This window comes from Fibrella aquatica (genome assembly GCF_041321135.1).
GTDB classification, from domain to species: Bacteria; Bacteroidota; Bacteroidia; order Cytophagales; family Spirosomataceae; genus Fibrella; species Fibrella aquatica.
Genome location: NZ_JBGGWF010000008.1, coordinates 58,904 through 78,936, shown reverse-complemented (window position 1 = coordinate 78,936; position 20,033 = coordinate 58,904). Strand labels below are relative to the sequence as shown.

Genomic DNA, 20,033 nt, shown 5'->3' with positions numbered 1-20,033 from the left:
AAATACAACGTATGTGTACCAAATTTTATCAACAAACTAAGAGACTTCTGCTTTTCACCCTGTGCTTTGCCAGCCTCTCTTCCGCTTACGCTCAACTGGTTACAACCCTACCTACCTTCCCTACAGCCGATCAGGATGTAACTATTATCATTGACTTAAAGCAGGCAAAAGATGGCCGTGCTGCCGGATTACGCGGCAAAACAAACGACATCTACTTCTGGTCGGGGGCCGGACGAACAGAAACAGGCAATGCCTTTGAATTTGGCCCAACGGGTCAAACCAATTTCAACGCTCCATACACCCCAGGCACCATGACGTCGCTGGGTAATGATCGCTGGCAGATCAAGCTTATGCCCCGCACCTATTACAATGTACCGGCCAACGTACCCATTCGACGGCTGGGTATGGTGATCAAAAACGGCGCAGGAACGGCCCAAACCGAAGATTTTTTCACGCCGATTTACGAGGCTAAACTAACCATTTCGTTTGCCCGACCAACCGCCCGCTTTTTGCTGGTCGAACCAAATACTACCGTTCCGGTGCGGGCCAATGTCTCGGAAAAGGCTACGCTGGCGTTACGTGTCAATGGCGTATTATCGGCTTCGGCTACCAACGCCGATTCGCTCGTAGCGAACGTATCCACCGGAACCAATTCCAACGTAATTCGTAAGGTGGTGGTTACAGCCCAAACAGCGACTGAAGCCACCGCCGATTCGTTTCTGCTTTATGTAAAACCTACCCCAACCATTGCCTCCCTTCCTGCCGGGCTACGCGATGGCATCAACTACAGCGCCACCGACCCGACCAGTGCTACATTGGTGCTGTACGCCCCCCGGAAATCGTTTGTGCTGGTATTAAGTGAGAAAAACGACTGGACGCCCGACCCCGCCTCGCTCATGAACCGCACCCCCGACGGAGAGCGCTATTGGCTCACCCTTACGGGACTTACCGCCGGACAGGAACTCGCTTTTCAATACTTTGTTGATGGCCAGGTTGCCACCGGCGACCCCTATTGCGACAAAATTCTGGACCGCAATAACGACTCGTTCCTGAGCACCACGTATACAGGTCTGAAAGCATTTCCGACCAAAGCGCAGGGGCAAATTGTATCGGTGTTGCAAACCGGACAAACAGCCTACCCCTGGAAGGTGGCCAACTTTACCCGCCCCGACGCCAAAAACATGGTGGTGTACGAGATGCTGGTACGCGATTTCACGGCTTCGCGCCAGTACAAAAACGTGGGTGATTCGCTAACGTACCTGAAAAAACTGGGCATCAACGCCATCGAGCTTATGCCTGTCATGGAATTCGCCGGTAACGATTCGTGGGGGTATAATCCCATCTACTACTTCGCGCCCGACAAAGCCTATGGGTCAAAAAATGACCTGAAAGCATTTATTGATAAATGCCACGAAAACGGTATCGCTGTCATTCTGGATATGGTGCTGAACCAGGCCGACTATGAATTTCCGTACGTAAAAATGTACTGGGCTGGTGATCGTCCCTCGGCCGATAGTCCGTTTTTCAACCAACAGGCTACGCACCCGTTTAGCGTCTTTTTTGATTTCAACCACGAAAGCCCGGCCACACAGGCGCTGGTGCAGCGGGTTAATCAGTACTGGCTGCAGGAGTACAAGATGGACGGTTTTCGGTTCGACCTCTCGAAAGGATTCACGCAGAAGAGTAATCCGAACAATGTGGGCGCATGGGGTAATTACGACGCCAGCCGTGTGGCCATCTGGAAACGGATCTATGACCAGATTCGGGTGTACGACAAATCGGCCTATGTGATGCTAGAGCATTTTGCCGACAACGACGAAGAGAAAGAACTGGCCAATTATGGCATGCTATTCTGGGGTAATCACAACTACAATTACCGCTACGCCGCCCGTGGCACTGTGAATGGCCGCGACGATAATTTCGACTGGATCTCGTACAAACTGCGCGGCTGGAACAACCCGAATGTTGTGGGTTATCTGGAAAGCCACGACGAAGAACGAATGATCTTTGATCTGATTCAGAACGGCACCACGTCGGGTACGTATAACACTAAAGACGTGGCTACGGCCCTGGAACGCGCCAAGCTGGCGGCGGCCCTGTTCATACCTGTTCCCGGTCCTAAACTGATCTGGCAGTTTGGCGAATTGGGCTACGATTTAGGCATCAACCGCTGTCCCGACGGAAACTACAGCAACGACTGCCGCACCGCTGCCAAACCAGTCCGCTGGGAATATGCCGCCGACCCTAATCGGGCCAAGCTACTGCGTGTTTATCAGGAGTTGATCAAGTTAAAGCTATCGCAACCGGCTTTTCAGACCACTGATTATACGTTTATGGTCAACCAGCCGGTGAAGCGTCTGGTGCTGAACCACGCTACCCAGCCCGCCGTGATCATCGGCAATTTCGATGTGCAGGCCAGCACCGTGTTGCTCGATCTGCCCAAAACAGGCGTGTGGTACGATTATTTCACCGGCCAGTCGGTCGATGCCACGGCGAGTACGGCCCTGACCATGCAGCCCGGTCAATGGCATGTATTGACCACGACCAAACTACCCACGCCCGAGGCCAATATTGTACCCTGGAATTTGGTACCACCCGCCCCCGTTGTACTGGCAACCGAACCGCTGTTTAACCTAACTGTGTCGCCCAACCCCACCGCCGACATGGCCACGCTGGATTGGGAAAGCGCTTATCGGGGGCCGGTAACGGTGTCTGTCAGCAACGTGTCGGGACGTACCCAGCAAACGCTGACGGTGCAGAAAACGGCGCAAACCCTCCGCCAGTCGGTCAGCCTGAAAGCACTGCCTGCCGGCTTGTACTTCCTGAACGTACAAACCACCGAAGGTGCTCAGGTACGTAAACTGCTGAAAGAGTAAGCAGAACCTTTTCGATCTGTTCACTTTTATTACCGTCAACCCAAAAAGAATCCCTGGCCAATGGTCAGGGATTCTTTTTGGGGTAAGCAAAAAAATGGATTATTACTTAAATATCAGCTAGAAAAGCACTTAGCTGCATATGTTCATCAAGCTGTAGTTTCTTTTTAATTCTGACCCGGGAAAGAGTGACACCTTTGGGTGTGATGGCCAATAGCTGGGCAACTTGTTTCGGTGTCATATTCATTTTCAGATAGGCACACTGCTTCAGGTCAAGATCCGTCAGGTTTGGTGCTCGTTCGCGTAGTTTTTCAAAAAACTGAGGGGAAACGCCTTCAAAGTGCAGCTTAAATTTGCTCCAATCGTCTTCGACACTTGCATCATTTGAGATAGACTTCAGTATAGCTCTGAGTTGTCCTTTTACATCGACAGGTACGTTGCTGCTCAATTTCTCTATCTCATGTCTAATTGTATTCATGGTAGACGCATGCTGGCTCAGATGAAGTGCACTTGTAGCTAGTTGCCTTTCTTTAAAGTCTACCTGTTGCTGCAACCTTTGCTGTTCTGCTACTGTCAACTGATCTGATAACCGATTTGTACGGCGGATTTGCACGATCAATAATGTTGCGCCGATGAGTAACAAACAGGTAATAATTAAGATGGAGTGATAGCGAGTTTTGTTTTTGTCAAATTCTACAGTTTGCTGATGCAGTTCAAGTTGTGTCCGTTTATCAGCCGCCATTTGCAATATATCATCTGAATACACACTGTCTTTCAACTGTAACAAACGATCCTTAAGCGCCAGCGCTTCGGTGTAGTTTTTTACGGAAGAATAGTGCTCTGATAAGTTATTATAAGCCCACATCTTTGTTGATATAAATTTAGACTTTTCAAGAAAAGAAAGACTATATTTTCGATCCTTTATAATATCTTTTTTATTTCTGTATATAACACTTAAAAGAACATCAACAATACCAGGGTTAAATGGGTGCGGGTGCTTCTTATAAAAACTATCGGCTTTCATTACTGCTATTTCAGCCTGATCAAATTTTTTAATTTCACTTAGCGTAACTCCTTTTTGATAATAATGGTCTCCACATTCAACAGGACAATATTTTAAACATATTAAAATGGCTCTATTTATTTTTAATAATGCAGATATATATTTTTTTTGATCATTAAGAACTGCGCTCATGCCGTTCAGACAACTGGCTTCTTCAAAATATAGTTTATTGATTCTACATACAGTTAGGGCTTTATTAAAATAATTCGTCGCCAGTACAATTTTTGACAATGAATAGTAATAATAGGCATAATCATAATTTAATCTGTACTGAAAATAAGGATCATTAAACGAATTTTCTTTTTGTAAGATCGTAGCTTGTTGCAGGTAGATTAATGCTTTTTCTGAGTCTTGTGCTGATTCTTGCAGCTGTAGAAGGGCAAGTGCCTCTTCCCGTTGAAAATAATTCTTCCGGGCTAATTCCATTGCCTTGTTAGCATATAGAATAAAAAGGGAATCAACGCCCCAGTATTTATAGACGTCCGCTTGCCATAAGTAAGCAGTACAAAGCGCAAAATTTTCGTCCGGATACTTTTTTTCAAGCTCCCTACAAATCGATAACACTCGGGCAGAATCAGTCCGGGCATAGGCTCTTACGACGTCTTCTTTCTCCTTACAATAACGGCGTAGCTCTACGCTAACAACCTTTTTCTCCCATAACCAGCTCCCTAACAAGATAGAAACTACTATCAAGCAAATGAGTATCATATATACACGGTAATCTATGATAGCCATTTGTAACCTGCTTTTTTTCGACATTCTCATATGTTCAATCCAACTTTGACCACACGTACCAAGCACGTACCACAATAAACACGTTTACTCAAGAAATGAGCTTTTACCCCACTTTACCCAACTGCCCAGTCGGCCTACTGGTAGTTGACTACCAGAAGATCATCGAAGTCCATAACAGTATCATGCAGGATTTATCAATTCCAACGCCAACCAGTAAAGAATTAGCGAAGAAGGCCAACATGAGCACGTCGAAATTCAGAAATACATTTATTAAGATATTCGGAACGAGTGTTCACCAGTATTATAGCCATGTGCGAATCGAATTCGCTAAAGAATTATTAAAAGATAACAAATATAATATAGAACAAATTGCATACAAGGTGGCTTTCATGCGATCACAAAGTTTCGCCAAAGCCTTTTTTAACCATACCGGACAGACCGCATCGCACTATAAAACAGCAACACTATACAGCGATAAAAGAGAAAGACAGTAACATTGCTTCAGTTAAGCTATATATTCAGCACATTCGACATATTTCATAAGCAATACGCATATAAATGATTATTTTTTCTCTATAAAACTGTTGGCTGGTACCATAATTGATGAAAGCAGACATCTTGCATCATTTGTACGTATACTTCTATAATCGATCGTAATAAACAGTAGTTGTTCATCCAAAATGAGCTCAATGTTGGCATTTATTGATCTTTTAAAAGGATCAATAATACATTGGATACATTTATAATCATTTTGGATAAGTGATCAGGCATATCTCTTGGACAGTACAGGTTAACATTAATCTATCCCGATTATTTCCTATCGTGAAAGGTCAATGCAAATCTGTACTACGATATCAGACTAGCCATGCGTAACAACTACTTCTTTAACCTATTGTGTTCAGCGCTGCTGAGCCTGTTTGGTCTCCTTCTCACTCATTCCAGTTTTGGCCAGGTTACTGGTACGGTATTCAAGGATTTCAACATCAACGGAGTAAAAGACAATACGACCACATTTAATGAAGTGGGCATGTCTGGCGTACGAGTTATAGCCACAAAATCAGATGGTTCACTACTCACCGTTACCTACACAGGAAGCGGCACTGCCACCAATGGCACAGGTGGTTACGCAATCACGGGAGGCACGCTGGGTCAGATGCGACTTGAGTTTCTTATGCCTGATGACTACACCTTTGCCTCAAATGGCTCATCGGGCGGTACAACGGTCATGTTTCCATCTGCCGCAACACAAAATCTGGCGGTTAACTATCCCGCAGACTATTGCGGAATTGCAGACCCCTTGTTGGTAACCTCGTGTTATGTAGGTAACAATGCTGCCGGGGTGAACGATGTATTGGTTGAATATGCTTACTCATCGGCAGGCGTGGCTCACTCACCAAGTCATTCAACTATTGCAGTTGCCAATCAGATTGGCTCAGTTTATGGGATTGGATACGACAGAACAAACAAAACGATTTATGCAGGGGCCTTTTTGAAAAGGCACATTCCATTGAAAGACAACAATAGCGATGGAAAAGAGGACTTGGGTGCGATTTACAAAATACCTGCCAGCGGCACCCCTTCGCTTTGGTTAGATGTAACCACGCTGGGTGTAGATGTAGGTATGGCTTTAATGCCAACGATAGCTACTCGTGCGTTGCCACTTCCCGCTACCACCTCAGACCTTGCCGCTTCGCACGATACCGAAGTTTTCTCACTTGTTGGTAAAGTTGGTTTGGGCGATGTTGACGTCTCTGATGACAACAGCAAGTTGTTTTTCGTAAATCTAAACGACTCAAAAATCTATACCGTTGACCTTGCTACAAAAACACTGGTCGGTTCCGGTATTGCTGTACCAAGTGCCTGCACTGGCGGCAATGCCCGGCCATTTGCCCTGACTTATCATCGGGGGAAATTATACGTAGGTGCAGTTTGTGATGCTGCCACATCGAAGGTTGATACCGATATGAAGGCTACTGTATACAGGCTGGATGGCGCAACCTTGACGAGTATCCTGTCTTACCCGTTGAACTACACGAAAGGGGCAGCTTTTAAAGAAGGGGGTAATCTTTACGGGAATAAATGGAATCCCTGGGAAGACACCTTCAGTAATGTATTCGGGTTTACCAGCTCTTCTGGTTTAAAGGCTCTCGCTGAACCCCAGCCTATGTTTGCTGATCTGCTTTTTGATACTGATGAGTCTCTGATCATGGTATTAAATGATCGACTCGGACACCAAACAGGCACAGCGAACTTTCAACCCAGTACTTCTGATAAAAATCTTTACTATGGCATTGCAGCTGGAGACCTGTTGAGGGCTTCATTAGTGGCAGGGGTTTACACATTAGAAAAAAATGGTTCTTCAGGCGGCATTACAACTGCCGGGGCGGGCAACGGACAAGGTCCGGGCACACCTACCGCCACAGGATACACAAGTCCTTCCGGCGAATTTTATGTGGGAGACGACGAGAATGGGGTCCACGAGGAAGTTGTTGCTGGCGGAGCTGCTCTAGTGCCTGGAAGAGGCCAGGTGGCCGTTCAAGTTTCTGACCCCGCAGCCAACTACTTTGCAGGTGGAACGTATCGCTTCAATAATACCACGGGTGAATTTGATCAGTCTTACGTTGTGTTTATTGACCCTTCGTTTGGTCAACAGCCCTGGTTATTTGGTAAGGCCAATGGCTTAGGTGACCTGGAAGTGCTATGTAATAATGCTCCCATCGAAATCGGTAACCGGGTCTGGAATGATCAGGACAGCGATGGTATTCAGGATGCTGGCGAAACAGGCATTGCCGGCGTAAGTGTTTCGCTCTGTACCGGCACAGGTACGTTGATCGCCACGGCCACTACCGATGCTTCCGGCAATTACTACTTCTCGTCGGCTAGCGGTACCAATACAGCCAGTGCCCTTTATGGCCTAGCAGCACTAACAGCAAAAACCGCTTACACGCTCAAGTTCCCAACGACCAATAGCGGAAAGTCACTGGTGACGCCTAATGCGAGTGCAGATAACATCGACTCAGACGCGCCAACAACCGGCGTGATCTCGTTTTCGACGGCAGATTTCGGTGCCAATGACCATACGTTCGATGTCGGGTATGGCACAGCGCCTTGCTCACTTACAGCCACCGCCACGGCCGGCCTGTGTGCATCGGCAACCAATCAATACACAGCCTCGGGTACAATCAGCCTGGCCAATAATACAGCAGGTGGTATTGCGACCATCACCGACGGCGCCGTATCAACAACAGTTTCTGTTGCCGCATCGGCAACCTCGGTTCCATACACATTACCCGGATTATTGTCGGGTACAGGTTCGCACACGGTAATTGTAAGCCTACCCGGCTGTGGAACGGCGGCGGCTACTTATTCGGCCCCCGCAAGCTGTACGGTAGCACCCGTTCAACTGGCCGTTGTGGTAACCACACCCGTTTGTAATTCAGCCACCAATCAATACACCGCCACCGGCACTGTATCGCTGACTAATGCCACGGCCGGCACGCTGACCATTACTAACAACGGCACCAGCCTAACCACCATTGCCATCACCGCGGGACAGACCTCAGCTACTTTCACTGTTAGTGGAGTCAGCAACGGACCGGCCACCCGCACTATCGTAGCTGCCATCAGCTCGCTCTCGGCCACAACCACCTACATCGTGCCCGCCTCCTGCACGGTTTGTACTACTACTCTAACCACAACAAGCTTGCCTGGCGGTCAGGTTGGTACGAATTATAACCAGACATTGACCACCACCGGTGGCACTACGCCCTACGCCTACACGGTGTCGGCAGGTACGTTACCAGCGGGGCTGACGCTCAACCCAACTACGGGTGCAATTACCGGTACGCCAACGGCAGCGGCCACCACTACCTTCACCATCAAGGTCACCGACGCCAAATCGTGTACCGATGTGCAGTCCTTCACCATCGTCACATCGGCCCTGCCAGTTTGTTCGCTGGATCTGCTTGTGACACCGGGTACGTGTAACAGCGCTACCAATCAGTACAGCCTGAGCGGTACGGTAGGATTGACCAACCCCGTGGCGGGCAATCTGGTCGTCACAGATGGCATGCGTTCAACCACCCTGACCATTACGGCCAGTACCACTTCGGTGACCTACTCGCTAACGGGCCTGACATCGGGCAGTGGCTCGCACACGGTCGTGGCTAATCTGGCCGGGTGCGGCTCCGATAACGTGACCTACACCGCACCTGCTGCCTGCACGGTTGCTCCACCTGCCATCGCGGTGGCCGTGGGTACACCGGTCTGTAACAGCGCGACCAACAACTATAACACTACAGGCACCGTATCGCTCACCAACGCCACGGCGGGTACGTTGACCATCACCGACAACGGGGCTACCATCAGTACGGTTTCGGTGACAGCTGGGCAGACAACGGCTGGCTTCTCGGTGTCGGGAATTAGCAACGTGGCCAGTCATACGGTCATTGCTACACTGAACGGTCTGTCGGCCAGCACTACCTACCTGGCTCCAACCAGTTGTACGGTGGCCGCGGTCTGCGCCCAGAACATCGTGGTGACGCCGGGGAGTTGTAACTCAGCCACAAACCAATACAGCATCAGTGGAACAGTGAGCTTTACGAATGCCGTGGCCGGTACGTTGACCATCACCGATGGTGCTAGCTCGACAACCGTGGCCGTAACGACGGGGGCTACGTCAGTGGCTTATACCTTGACAGGCTTTACCTCTAATGGGGCTAGTCATACCATCACCTCAAGCCTGACGGGTTGCGGTACAGACTTTATTGCCTACGTAGCACCGGCCTCCTGCACGGTTTGTACTACTACCCTGACCACCAGCACACTGCCCAACGGACAGGTAGGCACCGCCTACAGCCGCACCCTAGTCACCTCGGGAGGTACTACGCCCTACGCCTACACGGTGTCGGCAGGTACGTTACCAGCGGGGCTGACGCTCAACCCAACTACGGGTGCAATTACCGGTACGCCAACGGCAGCGGCCACCACTACCTTCACCATTAAGGTCACCGATGCCAAATCGTGTACCGATGTGCAGTCCTTCACCATCGTCACATCGGCCCTGCCAGTTTGTTCGCTGGATCTGCTTGTGACACCGGGTACGTGTAACAGCGCTACCAACCAGTACAGCCTGAGCGGTACGGTTGGGTTAACCAACCCCGTGGCGGGCAATCTGGTTGTCACCGATGGCACTAAGTCCACCACTGTGGCCGTCACAGCCTCGACGACTGCAGTGGTTTATTTCCTCACCGGGCTCACCTCGGGCAGTGGCTCGCACACGGTCGTGGCTAATCTGGCCGGGTGCGGCACCGACAACGCGATCTATACCGCACCCGCTGCCTGCACCCTTTGCACAATCGGCCTGACAACAACCAGCCTGCCAAACGGACAAGTTGGCCAACCCTACAGCCGGACGATTATCGCTATAGGGGGCACGCTACCGGTCAGCTTCACGGTATCGGCAGGTACGTTGCCAGCAGGGATAACCTTATCACCAACAACGGGTGTACTGTCAGGTACACCTACCGCTAGCGGAAACTTCCCCGTTACCATCAGGGTCACCGATGCCAAAAGCTGTTCGGCTGCCGTAGCCTTTACGACCTTCCAGATCGACCCCGTTACGCAACGGGCAATGGCCGTGACGGTAAATACGCCCGTTTGTAACCCCGCTACCGATCGGTACACGGCCACCGGCACCGTATCGCTCACCAATAGTCCGGCAGGATCGCTGACCATCACCGACAAAGGAACTATCGTATCCGTCATCTCTGTAACGGCAGGGCAGACCTCAGCCAATTTCAGCCTGAGTGGACTTAGCAACGGACCGGCCGTTCAACTGGTCAATGCCGTATTAGGTACGTTATCTGCCAGCACCACCTACACCACGCCAGCCAGTTGCACAGCTTGCGTTTACCCCGCAGTGGTGGCTTCAGCTAACAGCACCACCATTGCAGAAGGGCAATCGGCTACGCTCACCGCCAGTGTGATACCTTCCGGGGGAGTCACCTACCTATGGAACGCACCGGCAGGTATTTCGCTGGTTACCAACAACGCCGCCATCGTGACTGCTACTAACCTGCCAGCCGGGGTACACACCTTTACAGTGACAGTGACCAACCAGGCGGGGTGTAGCACTATAGCGACCACTTGCGTATCGGTGCCCTTCACCGCCTGTCAGGGTAGCGATTACGCTTTCGAACTAAGTGCCCCCCTGGGCTACGCCAACTACCAATGGCGTTACACCGCCCCGGGTTCTGCCACCAGCACCGTAGTACAGAGCAGTTCGGCAACCAGCTATGTGGCTACTCAGGCGGGAGAATACAGCGTAGAGGCTACCAAACAGGGAATCAGCACCTGCTCCGATGGGTCGTGTTGCCCCATCATCGTTAGAGAGCTGCCCACCCCAGTAGCTCCTTCGCTGACTTTGGTGGTAGCGACCTGCAACAGCCAAACGGCAGCTGTGGCAAACAATGATGCCCAGATCGTGTTGTCGGGAACGGCACTGGCCGGCCTCAGCTACAACATTGTAAAGGGTAGTTCATTTACGGCGGCGGCCCCCTTATATACCACCAACAGAAGCTTACCTACCAGCGTGGGTAGTGTTCTGGCGAATGGCCTGACCAACCCGCTTAGCGCACAGGGTGACCAGTATACCGTGCGTATCTTCTCGGCCGGTGGCTGCTTCACCGATGTGGTAGTGACGCTTCCCGCAACCACCTGTAGCTGTCCACCAGCTAAATGTGTTCCCTTGCTGGTACGTGTTGTTAAACGCGGCAGGCCATAAAGATGCGACCGCTGACTGTCAAGAATTTAATGCTAGATAAGTAGTTACGGTAAAGCCCGGCTCATGATGAAGCCGGGCTTTCTTGTTAAACCAACCCGCGATGGTCTTTAGCAACTACAGCATGACAAGCGTCGGGTGTGCATGAGAATTGCCCTTCACGGTTTTCGTAGCTTTGTGATATGAACACCTCCTCAACGCCCCTCCCCGAACGCATTCGTCCACGAACACTCGATGATGTCATTGGCCAATCGAAGTTGATTGGTCCGGCGGGGTCATTACGACGGGCAGTGGCCTCGGGCCGTCTGCCTTCCATGATTTTATGGGGGCCGCCGGGCGTAGGAAAAACAACGCTCGCACTGCTGCTGGCCGAAGCCGTGAAGCGGCCGTTTGTAGCGTTGAGTGCCGTGAGCGCAGGCGTTAAAGAAGTGCGTGACATTTTGGCTCGACCAGCCGGATTGTTTCCGCCGGTGGTGTTCATCGACGAGATTCACCGGTTCAATAAAAGCCAGCAGGATGCCTTGCTGGGAGCGGTTGAGAAAGGTCAGATAACCTTGATTGGAGCGACCACCGAAAACCCGTCGTTCGAGGTAAACGGAGCGCTCCTCTCCCGCTGCCAGGTCTACGTACTGGAAGCCCTCGACCGCAACGACCTTGTTAAGCTTGTTGATCGGGCGCTGACTACCGACACGTACCTAAAACAACACCAGGTACGTATGGCCGAATACGACGCCCTGCTCCGGCTCTCGGGCGGTGATGGCCGAAAGCTGCTGAATCTGCTCGAACTGGTGGTGACCAACCACGTGTCGGCCGACGAGTTGGTAGTCACTGACGATTACGTGACGAGTGTGGCCCAACAGAACATTGCCCGGTACGATAAATCAGGCGAGCAGCATTACGACATCGTTTCGGCCTTCATCAAATCACTGCGCGGTTCAGACCCTAACGCGGCTTTATACTGGATGGCCCGGATGCTGGTGGGTGGCGAAGACCCCGTGTTTATAGCCCGCCGGATGCTGATTATGGCGTCGGAGGATATTGGTAATGCTAACCCAACGGCGCTGATTATGGCCACCGAAGCCATGCAAGCCATTCGTGTGATCGGCATGCCCGAAGGGCGAATCATTCTGTCGCAGGTGGCGGTGTATCTGGCTACCTCGCCCAAAAGCAACGCCAGCTATGTGGCGATAAACGAGGCGATGGCACTGGCCGAAAAAACGGCGCACTTACCGGTACCGTTACACCTTCGTAATGCACCGACCAAACTGATGAAACAATTGGGCTACGGTAACGACTATCAGTATGCGCACAACTACAACGGCAATTTTAGCCAGCAAAACTACCTGCCCGACGAACTGGAAGGCCATAAGCTGTATGATCCCGGCCAAAACCCGCGTGAACAGGATATTCTTCGCAGCCTGAAAGCCTGGTGGGGCGAGTGGTACGGGTATTGAAAAAATAGTCTTCAGTCTTCTGTCCTTTGTTCTCTGCTAAGGCACAATGCGTGCCTTAGCAGAGAACAAAGGACAGAAGACTGAAAATATGGCCGTTGAACAACTTTGATCGGGCAGATTAACCGTTGTGTGTGAGTTTTCGGGTAAATTCCAACTCCATAACTCGCGACACGCACTTCTTCAACCCGTTCAACACCCCATGACCCCTACCCACTTCCCCCTTTCGTTTCTGTGCATTGCCACTTTTTTCAAGGGCGAAGCCTTTATGCAGGCCAGTAAAGCACTTGGCCACACCGTTTATCTGCTCACAGAAGAACGTCTCCGCAACAAAGCATGGCCCCACGAGTCGATCGATGAAATCTTTTATCTGCCTTCTGAGAGCAACGATAGCCAAAACCACGATACCATGTTACTGGGGCTGGCCCACACCATGCGGTCGCGGCATATCGATCGAGTGATTTCGCTGGATGACTTTGATGTAGAAAAAGGCGCATTGGTGCGCGAAACCTTCCGGCTGCCAGGCATGGGACAAACTACCGCCCGTTTCTTTCGCGATAAACTGGCGATGCGTATGCGGGCCAGTGCCGAAGGTATTCGCGTACCCCGATTCAGCTCACTCTTTAACGATGATCAGTTAACAACGTACCTACGCGAAAGCGAGGGTCCCTGGCTCATCAAACCGCGCTCTGAGGCCTCGACTACGGGGATTCGAAAAGTGCATTCGCTCGATGAGGCCTGGCAGGTTGTGCATAGTCTGGGTGATAATCGGCATCAGTTTCTGATCGAAGAGTTCAAGCCCGGTACCGTTTTCCACGTCGATGCCCTTTCGTACGAAACAAAAGCAGTGTTCACCCGAGCCAGTGAATACCTGGCCACACCCATGGAAGTAGCCCATGGTGGCGGTGTATTCCGTACTCAAACCCTCCCCCTCGATAGTGCGTTGGTAGCCGATCTGACGGCCATAAATGATGCCGTCATGGCCGCTTTTGGCATGCGAAACAGTGCGTCACATTCTGAATATATTCGCGGAAATCATGATGGTGAACTCTACTTTTTGGAAACCGCATCGCGAGTGGGCGGCGCCCATATTGCCGAAATGGTGGAAGCCGCATCGGGTGTAAACCTGTGGGCGGAGTGGGCTCGACTCGAAACCGCCGCCGCCCGAAACGAACCCTACACCCCTCCGGCAGATACAGGTCGGCATGCCGGATTGATCGCCTCGCTTGCTAACGAGGCTCAGCCGGATACATCGGCCTTTACTGACCCCGAAATTGTGTGGCGCATGAACCGCGAACACCATATTGGCTTTATTCTTCAGGCCAACTCACCGGAACAGATACGTACCCTGCTCGACGATTATATCGTGCGCATTCAGGGTAGCGTTCATGCCTCTATGCCGGTGGCTGACAAGCCGACAAATTAAGTCCATCCAGGGTCAAGGGAGAGCAATTTTTCATGATATAAATACATTTTCATTTTTTAATAAAAACACATTACTATTCTTAGTTCATAGATTAATAGTCTGCTTTTTGCAGCTAGAAGCGTAGCAACCCGTCTGGAGCGGGGGCTACGCTTTTTTTATTGATTCACAGCACCTTTTTCCTCCACATATAGCCTAGCGAACCTAAAGGAAAAATTTGCCAAACTTTTATAAATATCAACATATGTATGAAGTTTATTCAATTATCAACTCAGCAATCTACCGGACCTCATTGATTCTTTCGGTCAGTAGAAACGCACCAACGCCTATTTCTGGCACGGTTTTTAGAAACCCCGGCAGAATTCACGAAGCAGTCATCGTCGGCAATTCCTGCTGGACAGACTCCGCAGGGCTTGCCAACGATGCTTTCAAGGCTAATTCTTATCAACCTATGCTTTAGGCTCTCAACCGCTCCATTTCCAACCGTGTATATACCTTCTTTCTCCGTACAAAAACCGTTTATTTTGATGAAAACCGCTACATTTTCGATTCGCTGGCCCTACTGCCTGCTTCTGCTGCTAGGGTTACTGAGCTACGGCTCACACGCTTTAGCCGGCCCTACCCCACCGGGTAACTACGTATTCCGCGACGACAACCAGAACAACATCTTTGATGCAGAGGAAGTGGGTATTCCCGGCATTCAGGTTAGTCTGTATACCAGCGATGGGGTACTGCGCGAAACAACGCAGACCACCGCGACGGGTCTGTTCTCGTTTACCTCTACCATTCTGGCCAGTACCAGCTACGACATTCGGATCAATGCCAGCAACGCGCCCAGCGATCGTAGATTGGTGTTGGCCAATCAGGGTGCCGATGAATTTGCCGACAGCGATGCCAGTCTGATCGGCAGCACCGCCGTTATTGTGGCGCAGAGTAGCCCCACAGGTACGTTGGCCAATAACTTTGGCTTCGGTTACGCCGCCGGCGATCCTGATCTGGTATTGACCAACACCAGTAATAGCTTCAGCGTTACCCTGGGCCAAACCGTTTCCTGTAGCATCAGCGTCAACAACGTGGGGGCCAGTACGGCCACGGGCGTCATCATCCGCGATACGCTGGATATGGGTGTAGAATATGTGTCGTCGTCACCTGCTGGCACTACCGCGTTGCTGGGCTCAGGACAGGTGCAGATTACCTGGAACCTGGGTACACTGGCAGCTGGTGCTTCAACCGGCTATTCGGTCACGGTGCGGGCTATCAGCGATGGAGTGATAACGAATGTGGCCGGGGTTACAGCGGCGTCGGCCGATGGTACACCCCGCAATAACATAGCCAGTAGCTGCGTAACGGTACCGGTTAAACTATGTCAGGGCGACACCTACGTCACCAGCCTGTCGGCTAACCTGACCAACGTGGAATGGTTCCGCGATGGCGTATCGGTTGGCACGGGTAACAGCCTGACCATTGTGACCGCTGGTACGTATAGCTACACATCGACCACCGTAGGCAGCAATTGCCAGGCCGGTAGCTGCTGCCCGATTATCATTTATAACGGCTCGGTTCCCAACCTGACCATTGCGTCGTCGGTTTCGGCCATTTGCGTGGGCGAATCGGCACTGCTTACGGCCAATAACTGCGTGGGTACGTTAGCCTGGAGCACGAGTGCAACGACCACGAGCATCACGGTTTCACCAGTTGTTACCACCACTTATTCAGTAACCTGTACACCAACCGCCGCCGATGCCTGTCCGGCTTCTGCCACGGCCATTATCACGGTGAATCCATCGGTAACGGCTACACTCAGCAGCGCCACCATTTGCGACGGCACCAGCGCCACACTTGTTGCCACGGGTGGTACGTCATACACCTTCAGCAACGGCACCATCAATACAACGGGTGAGTTGATCGTTTCACCAACGGCCACCACAGCCTACAGCGTTATTGTGGCCAACAGCAGCGGCTGTACCGGTACGGCATCGGCCACGGTAACGGTGAACCCGGCAGTAACAGCTACCGTAGCCAGTGCTACCATCTGTGACGAAACCTCAACCACGCTGACAGCTACTGTAGCGGGGGGAACGGGCTTCACGTATGCCTGGTCGCCAGTGGGTACGGGATCAACACAATCTGTGGTGGTTTCGCCATCAGTCACCACCACGTATAGCGTAACGGTAACCAACAGCGATGGTTGCTCGACCGTAACATCAGCTACCGTGACGGTAAACCCAGCGGTAACCGCCACCGTAGCCAGTCAGACCATCTGTTTCGGCACGTCGACTACGCTAACGGCCAGCGCCGCCGGTGGAACAGGCTTCACCTACGCCTGGCTCCCAGCCGGAACAGGTTCTACGCAATCGGTAGAAGTTTCGCCAATAGCTACCACGTCGTATTCAGTGGTAGTAACCAACAGCGACGGTTGTTCAACCACGGCCACGGCTACGGTAACGGTAAACCCAGCGACCACAGTAGCCATTGGCATTGCGCCAAGTCAGACCATATGCGCGGGCAACACCGTAGTACTGACCGCAACCGCCACCGGTGGCACAACCTACAGCTACCTCTGGTCAACGGCTGAAACAACGCAGGCGATCTCGGTTACACCGGCCGTAACGACCGTATATACAGTGACGGCCATCAACACCGAAACAGGTTGTACGGCAATAGGATCAACCACCGTAACAGTAAACCCAACACCTGTACTGACGGTCAACAGCCCAACCATTTGTCAGGAATCAACGGCTGTGTTGAGCCTCAGCGGTTGCGAAGGCACCGTAGCATGGTCGACCGGAACAACAGGGGCTATCCTGGAAGTAACACCGCTGCAAACCACGTCGTATACCGCAGTATGTACACTGGGCACGGGTTGTTCAGCCAGCATCGTAACCACCGTAACGGTAACGCCTGCGCCAACGGTACAGGCCGCCAACGTGATTGCTACGCGGGCAACCTGCAACGGAGCCACCGCCAACAACGACGCCAGCATTGCCCTAACCGGCTTGCAAAACACGGTGAGGGTGAGCATTTCAGCACCCGACGCGGCCAACGTACCTGACTTTGCTACAGCAACAACGGTGACAGGTACGGCCTTTACGTTCACGAATCTGGCCAACCCAACGCAACGGGTAACGTACCAGATTCGCCTCTACGGAACGGATGGTATCTGCACCAGCACAGTTTCAGTAACGCTCGACCCAGCGGCCTGTATTTGCCCGGCCCCTGCCTGTGTACCGATTATGATTCGGAAGATTAACTAACTCCGACGCATAGTCTATGCTACGTAAAAAAGCCTTCTGCCGCCTGGCAGAAGGCTTTTTTACGTAGCGATATGCTTTTTCGGCACTCAACTTTTACGGGCATTTGTTTGTTAGCCATACAGACACATTGGGGCTAAAAGCGTACCTTTGCCCCTTCATTTTAGCTGACACATATAAGATAATATGCTATCCATCAGTAACTTACAGGCCTCCATTGGCGATAAGCAAATCCTGAAAGGCATTAACCTGGAAATCAAGCCGGGTGAAGTGCACGCCATCATGGGACCAAACGGTTCGGGTAAAAGTACATTGGCCTCTGTTTTGGCAGGGCGAGAAGATTACGAAGTCACCGGTGGCAGCGTTGACTTCGACGGTAAAGATCTACTGGATATGTCGGCAGAAGTGCGGGCGGCAGAAGGCATCTTTCTGGCCTTTCAGTATCCCATCGAAATTCCAGGTGTGAGCACCACGAACTTCCTGAAAACAGCCCTGAATGAAATTCGTAAGTACCGCGGTCTGGACCCACTCGATGCTGTTCAGTTTCTGAAGCTGATGAAGGAGCGCATGAAGTTTGTCAACATCGACCAATCGCTCCTCAGCCGGTCGCTGAACGAAGGTTTCTCGGGCGGTGAGAAAAAGCGGAATGAAATTTTTCAGATGGCCATGCTCGAACCGAAACTGGCTATTCTTGATGAAACAGATTCGGGGCTTGATATCGACGCCCTCCGCATCGTAGCCGAAGGCGTAAATAAACTGCGCTCTCCAGACCGGTCAGCCATCGTTGTTACTCACTACCAACGTCTTCTCGACTATATCGTGCCCGACTACGTTCACGTACTTTACAAAGGCCGTATCGTAAAATCAGGCACCAAAGAGCTGGCCTACGAACTCGAAGAAAAAGGCTATGACTGGATCAAAGCCGAAGTTGAAATCAATTAAGAGTTAAGAATTAAGAATGAAGAGTTGCTTTGCTTAGTACAGCATGCTGAATCTGGCAGAGCCAACTCTTACTTCTTAACTCTTACTTCTTAACTCTCTTAAGAGATGACTCCAAATCAAGAATATACGTCTTTCAAAGACCAGCTCATTACGGCTTTCCGTGAGGGTGAGGAACGCATGAACGGCGCCAGTAAATCAGCCCTTCATCAGGTACGTCGATCAGCCCTGCAAACGTTCGAGACCCTGGGTTTCCCCACGATCCGGCACGAGGAGTGGAAATACTCGAACGTGAAAACCATGATCGGTGAGCAGTATGCCTTTGATAAAGGTACCGCTCTCACAGCCGACGATATGAATGCGCTACAGATTCCAAATCTGGAGGGCAACATTCTTTATTTCGTCAACGGAAATTACCGCGCCGACCTATCGCAAATTGTTAGCCCGCCTACACACCTGCAAATCAAAAGTTTTGCGGAGGCCCAACAGACCGATGCCGAAACCATTGGTCTGCACTTCAGCCGCTATGCCGACTTTCAGGATAGTGCTTTCACAGCCCTGAATACGGCCTTTGCACAAGACGGTGTGTTTATTCGCATTCCCGACAATAAGGTGGTTGAAGAGCCGGTCATTCTGCGCTTTATTGCCGATACCCGTCAGGCAAATGTGGCCATTCAGCCCCGCAACCTGATTGTGGTGGGCCGTAATGCCGAGGTGAAAGTAGCGGAATCGTACCGGACACTGGGCGATGGGGCTTGCTTCACCAATGTGGTAACTGAAGTGGTTGTAGCCGCCGAAGCGCGGGTAGAGCACTACCGGATTCAGAACGACTCGGAACGCGCTTACCACATCGGACGTACCCAGGTTAGCCAGGCCGATAACAGCCATTACTACAACGCCACGATCACGCTGAACGGCGGCTTCGTGCGCAACGACCTGAACATTGTCTTGAACGGTCAACACTGCGAAGCCTTCATGTATGGTCTGTACATGCCAAACGGCAAACAGCACGTTGATAACCACACGCTGGTCGACCACGCCATGCCGAATTGCTACAGCAACGAACTGTACAAAGGCATTCTGGACGACAGAGGCACCGGTGTTTTCAACGGCAAGATCTACGTTCGCCCCGACGCACAAAAGACAAATGCTTACCAGTCGTGTAAAAATGTGGTGCTCTCGCCCGATGCTACCATGAACACGAAACCACAGCTGGAAATCTACGCCGACGATGTGAAGTGTTCGCACGGAACCACCACCGGCAAGATGAACGAAGAAGCGTTGTTCTACCTGCAATCGCGCGGTATTCCGAAAGATGCCGCCCGGACGCTGTTGCTCTACGCCTTCGCCGAGGAAGTGGTCAGTAACATCAAAATCCAGCCTATCCGCGAATACCTCGAAGGTATCATCCGCGAAAAGCTGGCTTTGTAGGTGCGTATACATTCCATGTAAAAGGGCTGCTATAGATTTGTAGCAGCCCTTTTACATGAAATGTATTGCTAGTAAAAAAGGGCTGG

General features: G+C 51.3%; 9 protein-coding genes. 8 read left to right on the top strand and 1 reads right to left on the bottom strand.

What is annotated here, in order from left to right; translation table 11 throughout:
* The first annotated feature begins 11 nt into the window (after positions 1-11).
* Positions 12-2,876 (top strand): alpha-amylase family glycosyl hydrolase, encoded by a 2,865-nt coding sequence (locus ACAW87_RS17830; RefSeq protein WP_370724996.1) that lies wholly within the window; start codon positions 12-14, stop codon positions 2,874-2,876.
* A gap of 106 nt (positions 2,877-2,982) precedes the next feature.
* Here ACAW87_RS17830 and ACAW87_RS17825 read toward each other — a convergent pair whose 3' ends face one another.
* Positions 2,983-4,671, bottom strand: coding sequence for a helix-turn-helix transcriptional regulator (locus tag ACAW87_RS17825; protein WP_370724995.1), 1,689 nt, complete (start codon positions 4,669-4,671; stop codon positions 2,983-2,985).
* Positions 4,672-4,766: 95 nt separating this feature from the next.
* Between ACAW87_RS17825 and ACAW87_RS17820 the strand changes: the two genes are divergently transcribed.
* From ACAW87_RS17820 to sufD, 7 genes are all read left to right on the top strand, one after another.
* Entirely contained in the window at positions 4,767-5,165 is a 399-nt protein-coding gene (locus ACAW87_RS17820) for a helix-turn-helix domain-containing protein (RefSeq protein ID WP_370724994.1), read from the top strand.
* Between the two features lie 371 nt (positions 5,166-5,536).
* A complete protein-coding gene (locus ACAW87_RS17815) occupies positions 5,537-11,455 on the top strand; it encodes a putative Ig domain-containing protein (protein WP_370724993.1) in 5,919 nt (1,972 codons plus the stop codon).
* A 179-nt stretch (positions 11,456-11,634) separates the two neighbouring features.
* The gene (locus ACAW87_RS17810; protein WP_370724992.1) at positions 11,635-12,906 is read left to right on the top strand and encodes a replication-associated recombination protein A; all 1,272 of its coding nucleotides are present in this window, start codon (positions 11,635-11,637) and stop codon (positions 12,904-12,906) included.
* 199 nt (positions 12,907-13,105) lie between these two features.
* Positions 13,106-14,329: an ATP-grasp domain-containing protein gene (locus ACAW87_RS17805; protein ID WP_370724991.1), complete on the top strand. Its 1,224-nt coding sequence runs from the start codon at positions 13,106-13,108 to the stop codon at positions 14,327-14,329.
* 524 nt (positions 14,330-14,853) lie between these two features.
* Positions 14,854-17,580 (top strand): SdrD B-like domain-containing protein, encoded by a 2,727-nt coding sequence (locus ACAW87_RS17800; RefSeq protein ID WP_370724990.1) that lies wholly within the window; start codon positions 14,854-14,856, stop codon positions 17,578-17,580.
* A gap of 183 nt (positions 17,581-17,763) precedes the next feature.
* Positions 17,764-18,519 carry a Fe-S cluster assembly ATPase SufC gene (sufC, locus tag ACAW87_RS17795; protein WP_370724989.1) on the top strand — a complete coding sequence of 252 codons (756 nt, stop codon included), beginning with the start codon at positions 17,764-17,766 and terminating at the stop codon, positions 18,517-18,519.
* A gap of 105 nt (positions 18,520-18,624) precedes the next feature.
* Positions 18,625-19,947: a Fe-S cluster assembly protein SufD gene (sufD, locus tag ACAW87_RS17790; protein ID WP_370724988.1), complete on the top strand. Its 1,323-nt coding sequence runs from the start codon at positions 18,625-18,627 to the stop codon at positions 19,945-19,947.
* The last annotated feature ends 86 nt before the right edge of the window (positions 19,948-20,033 follow it).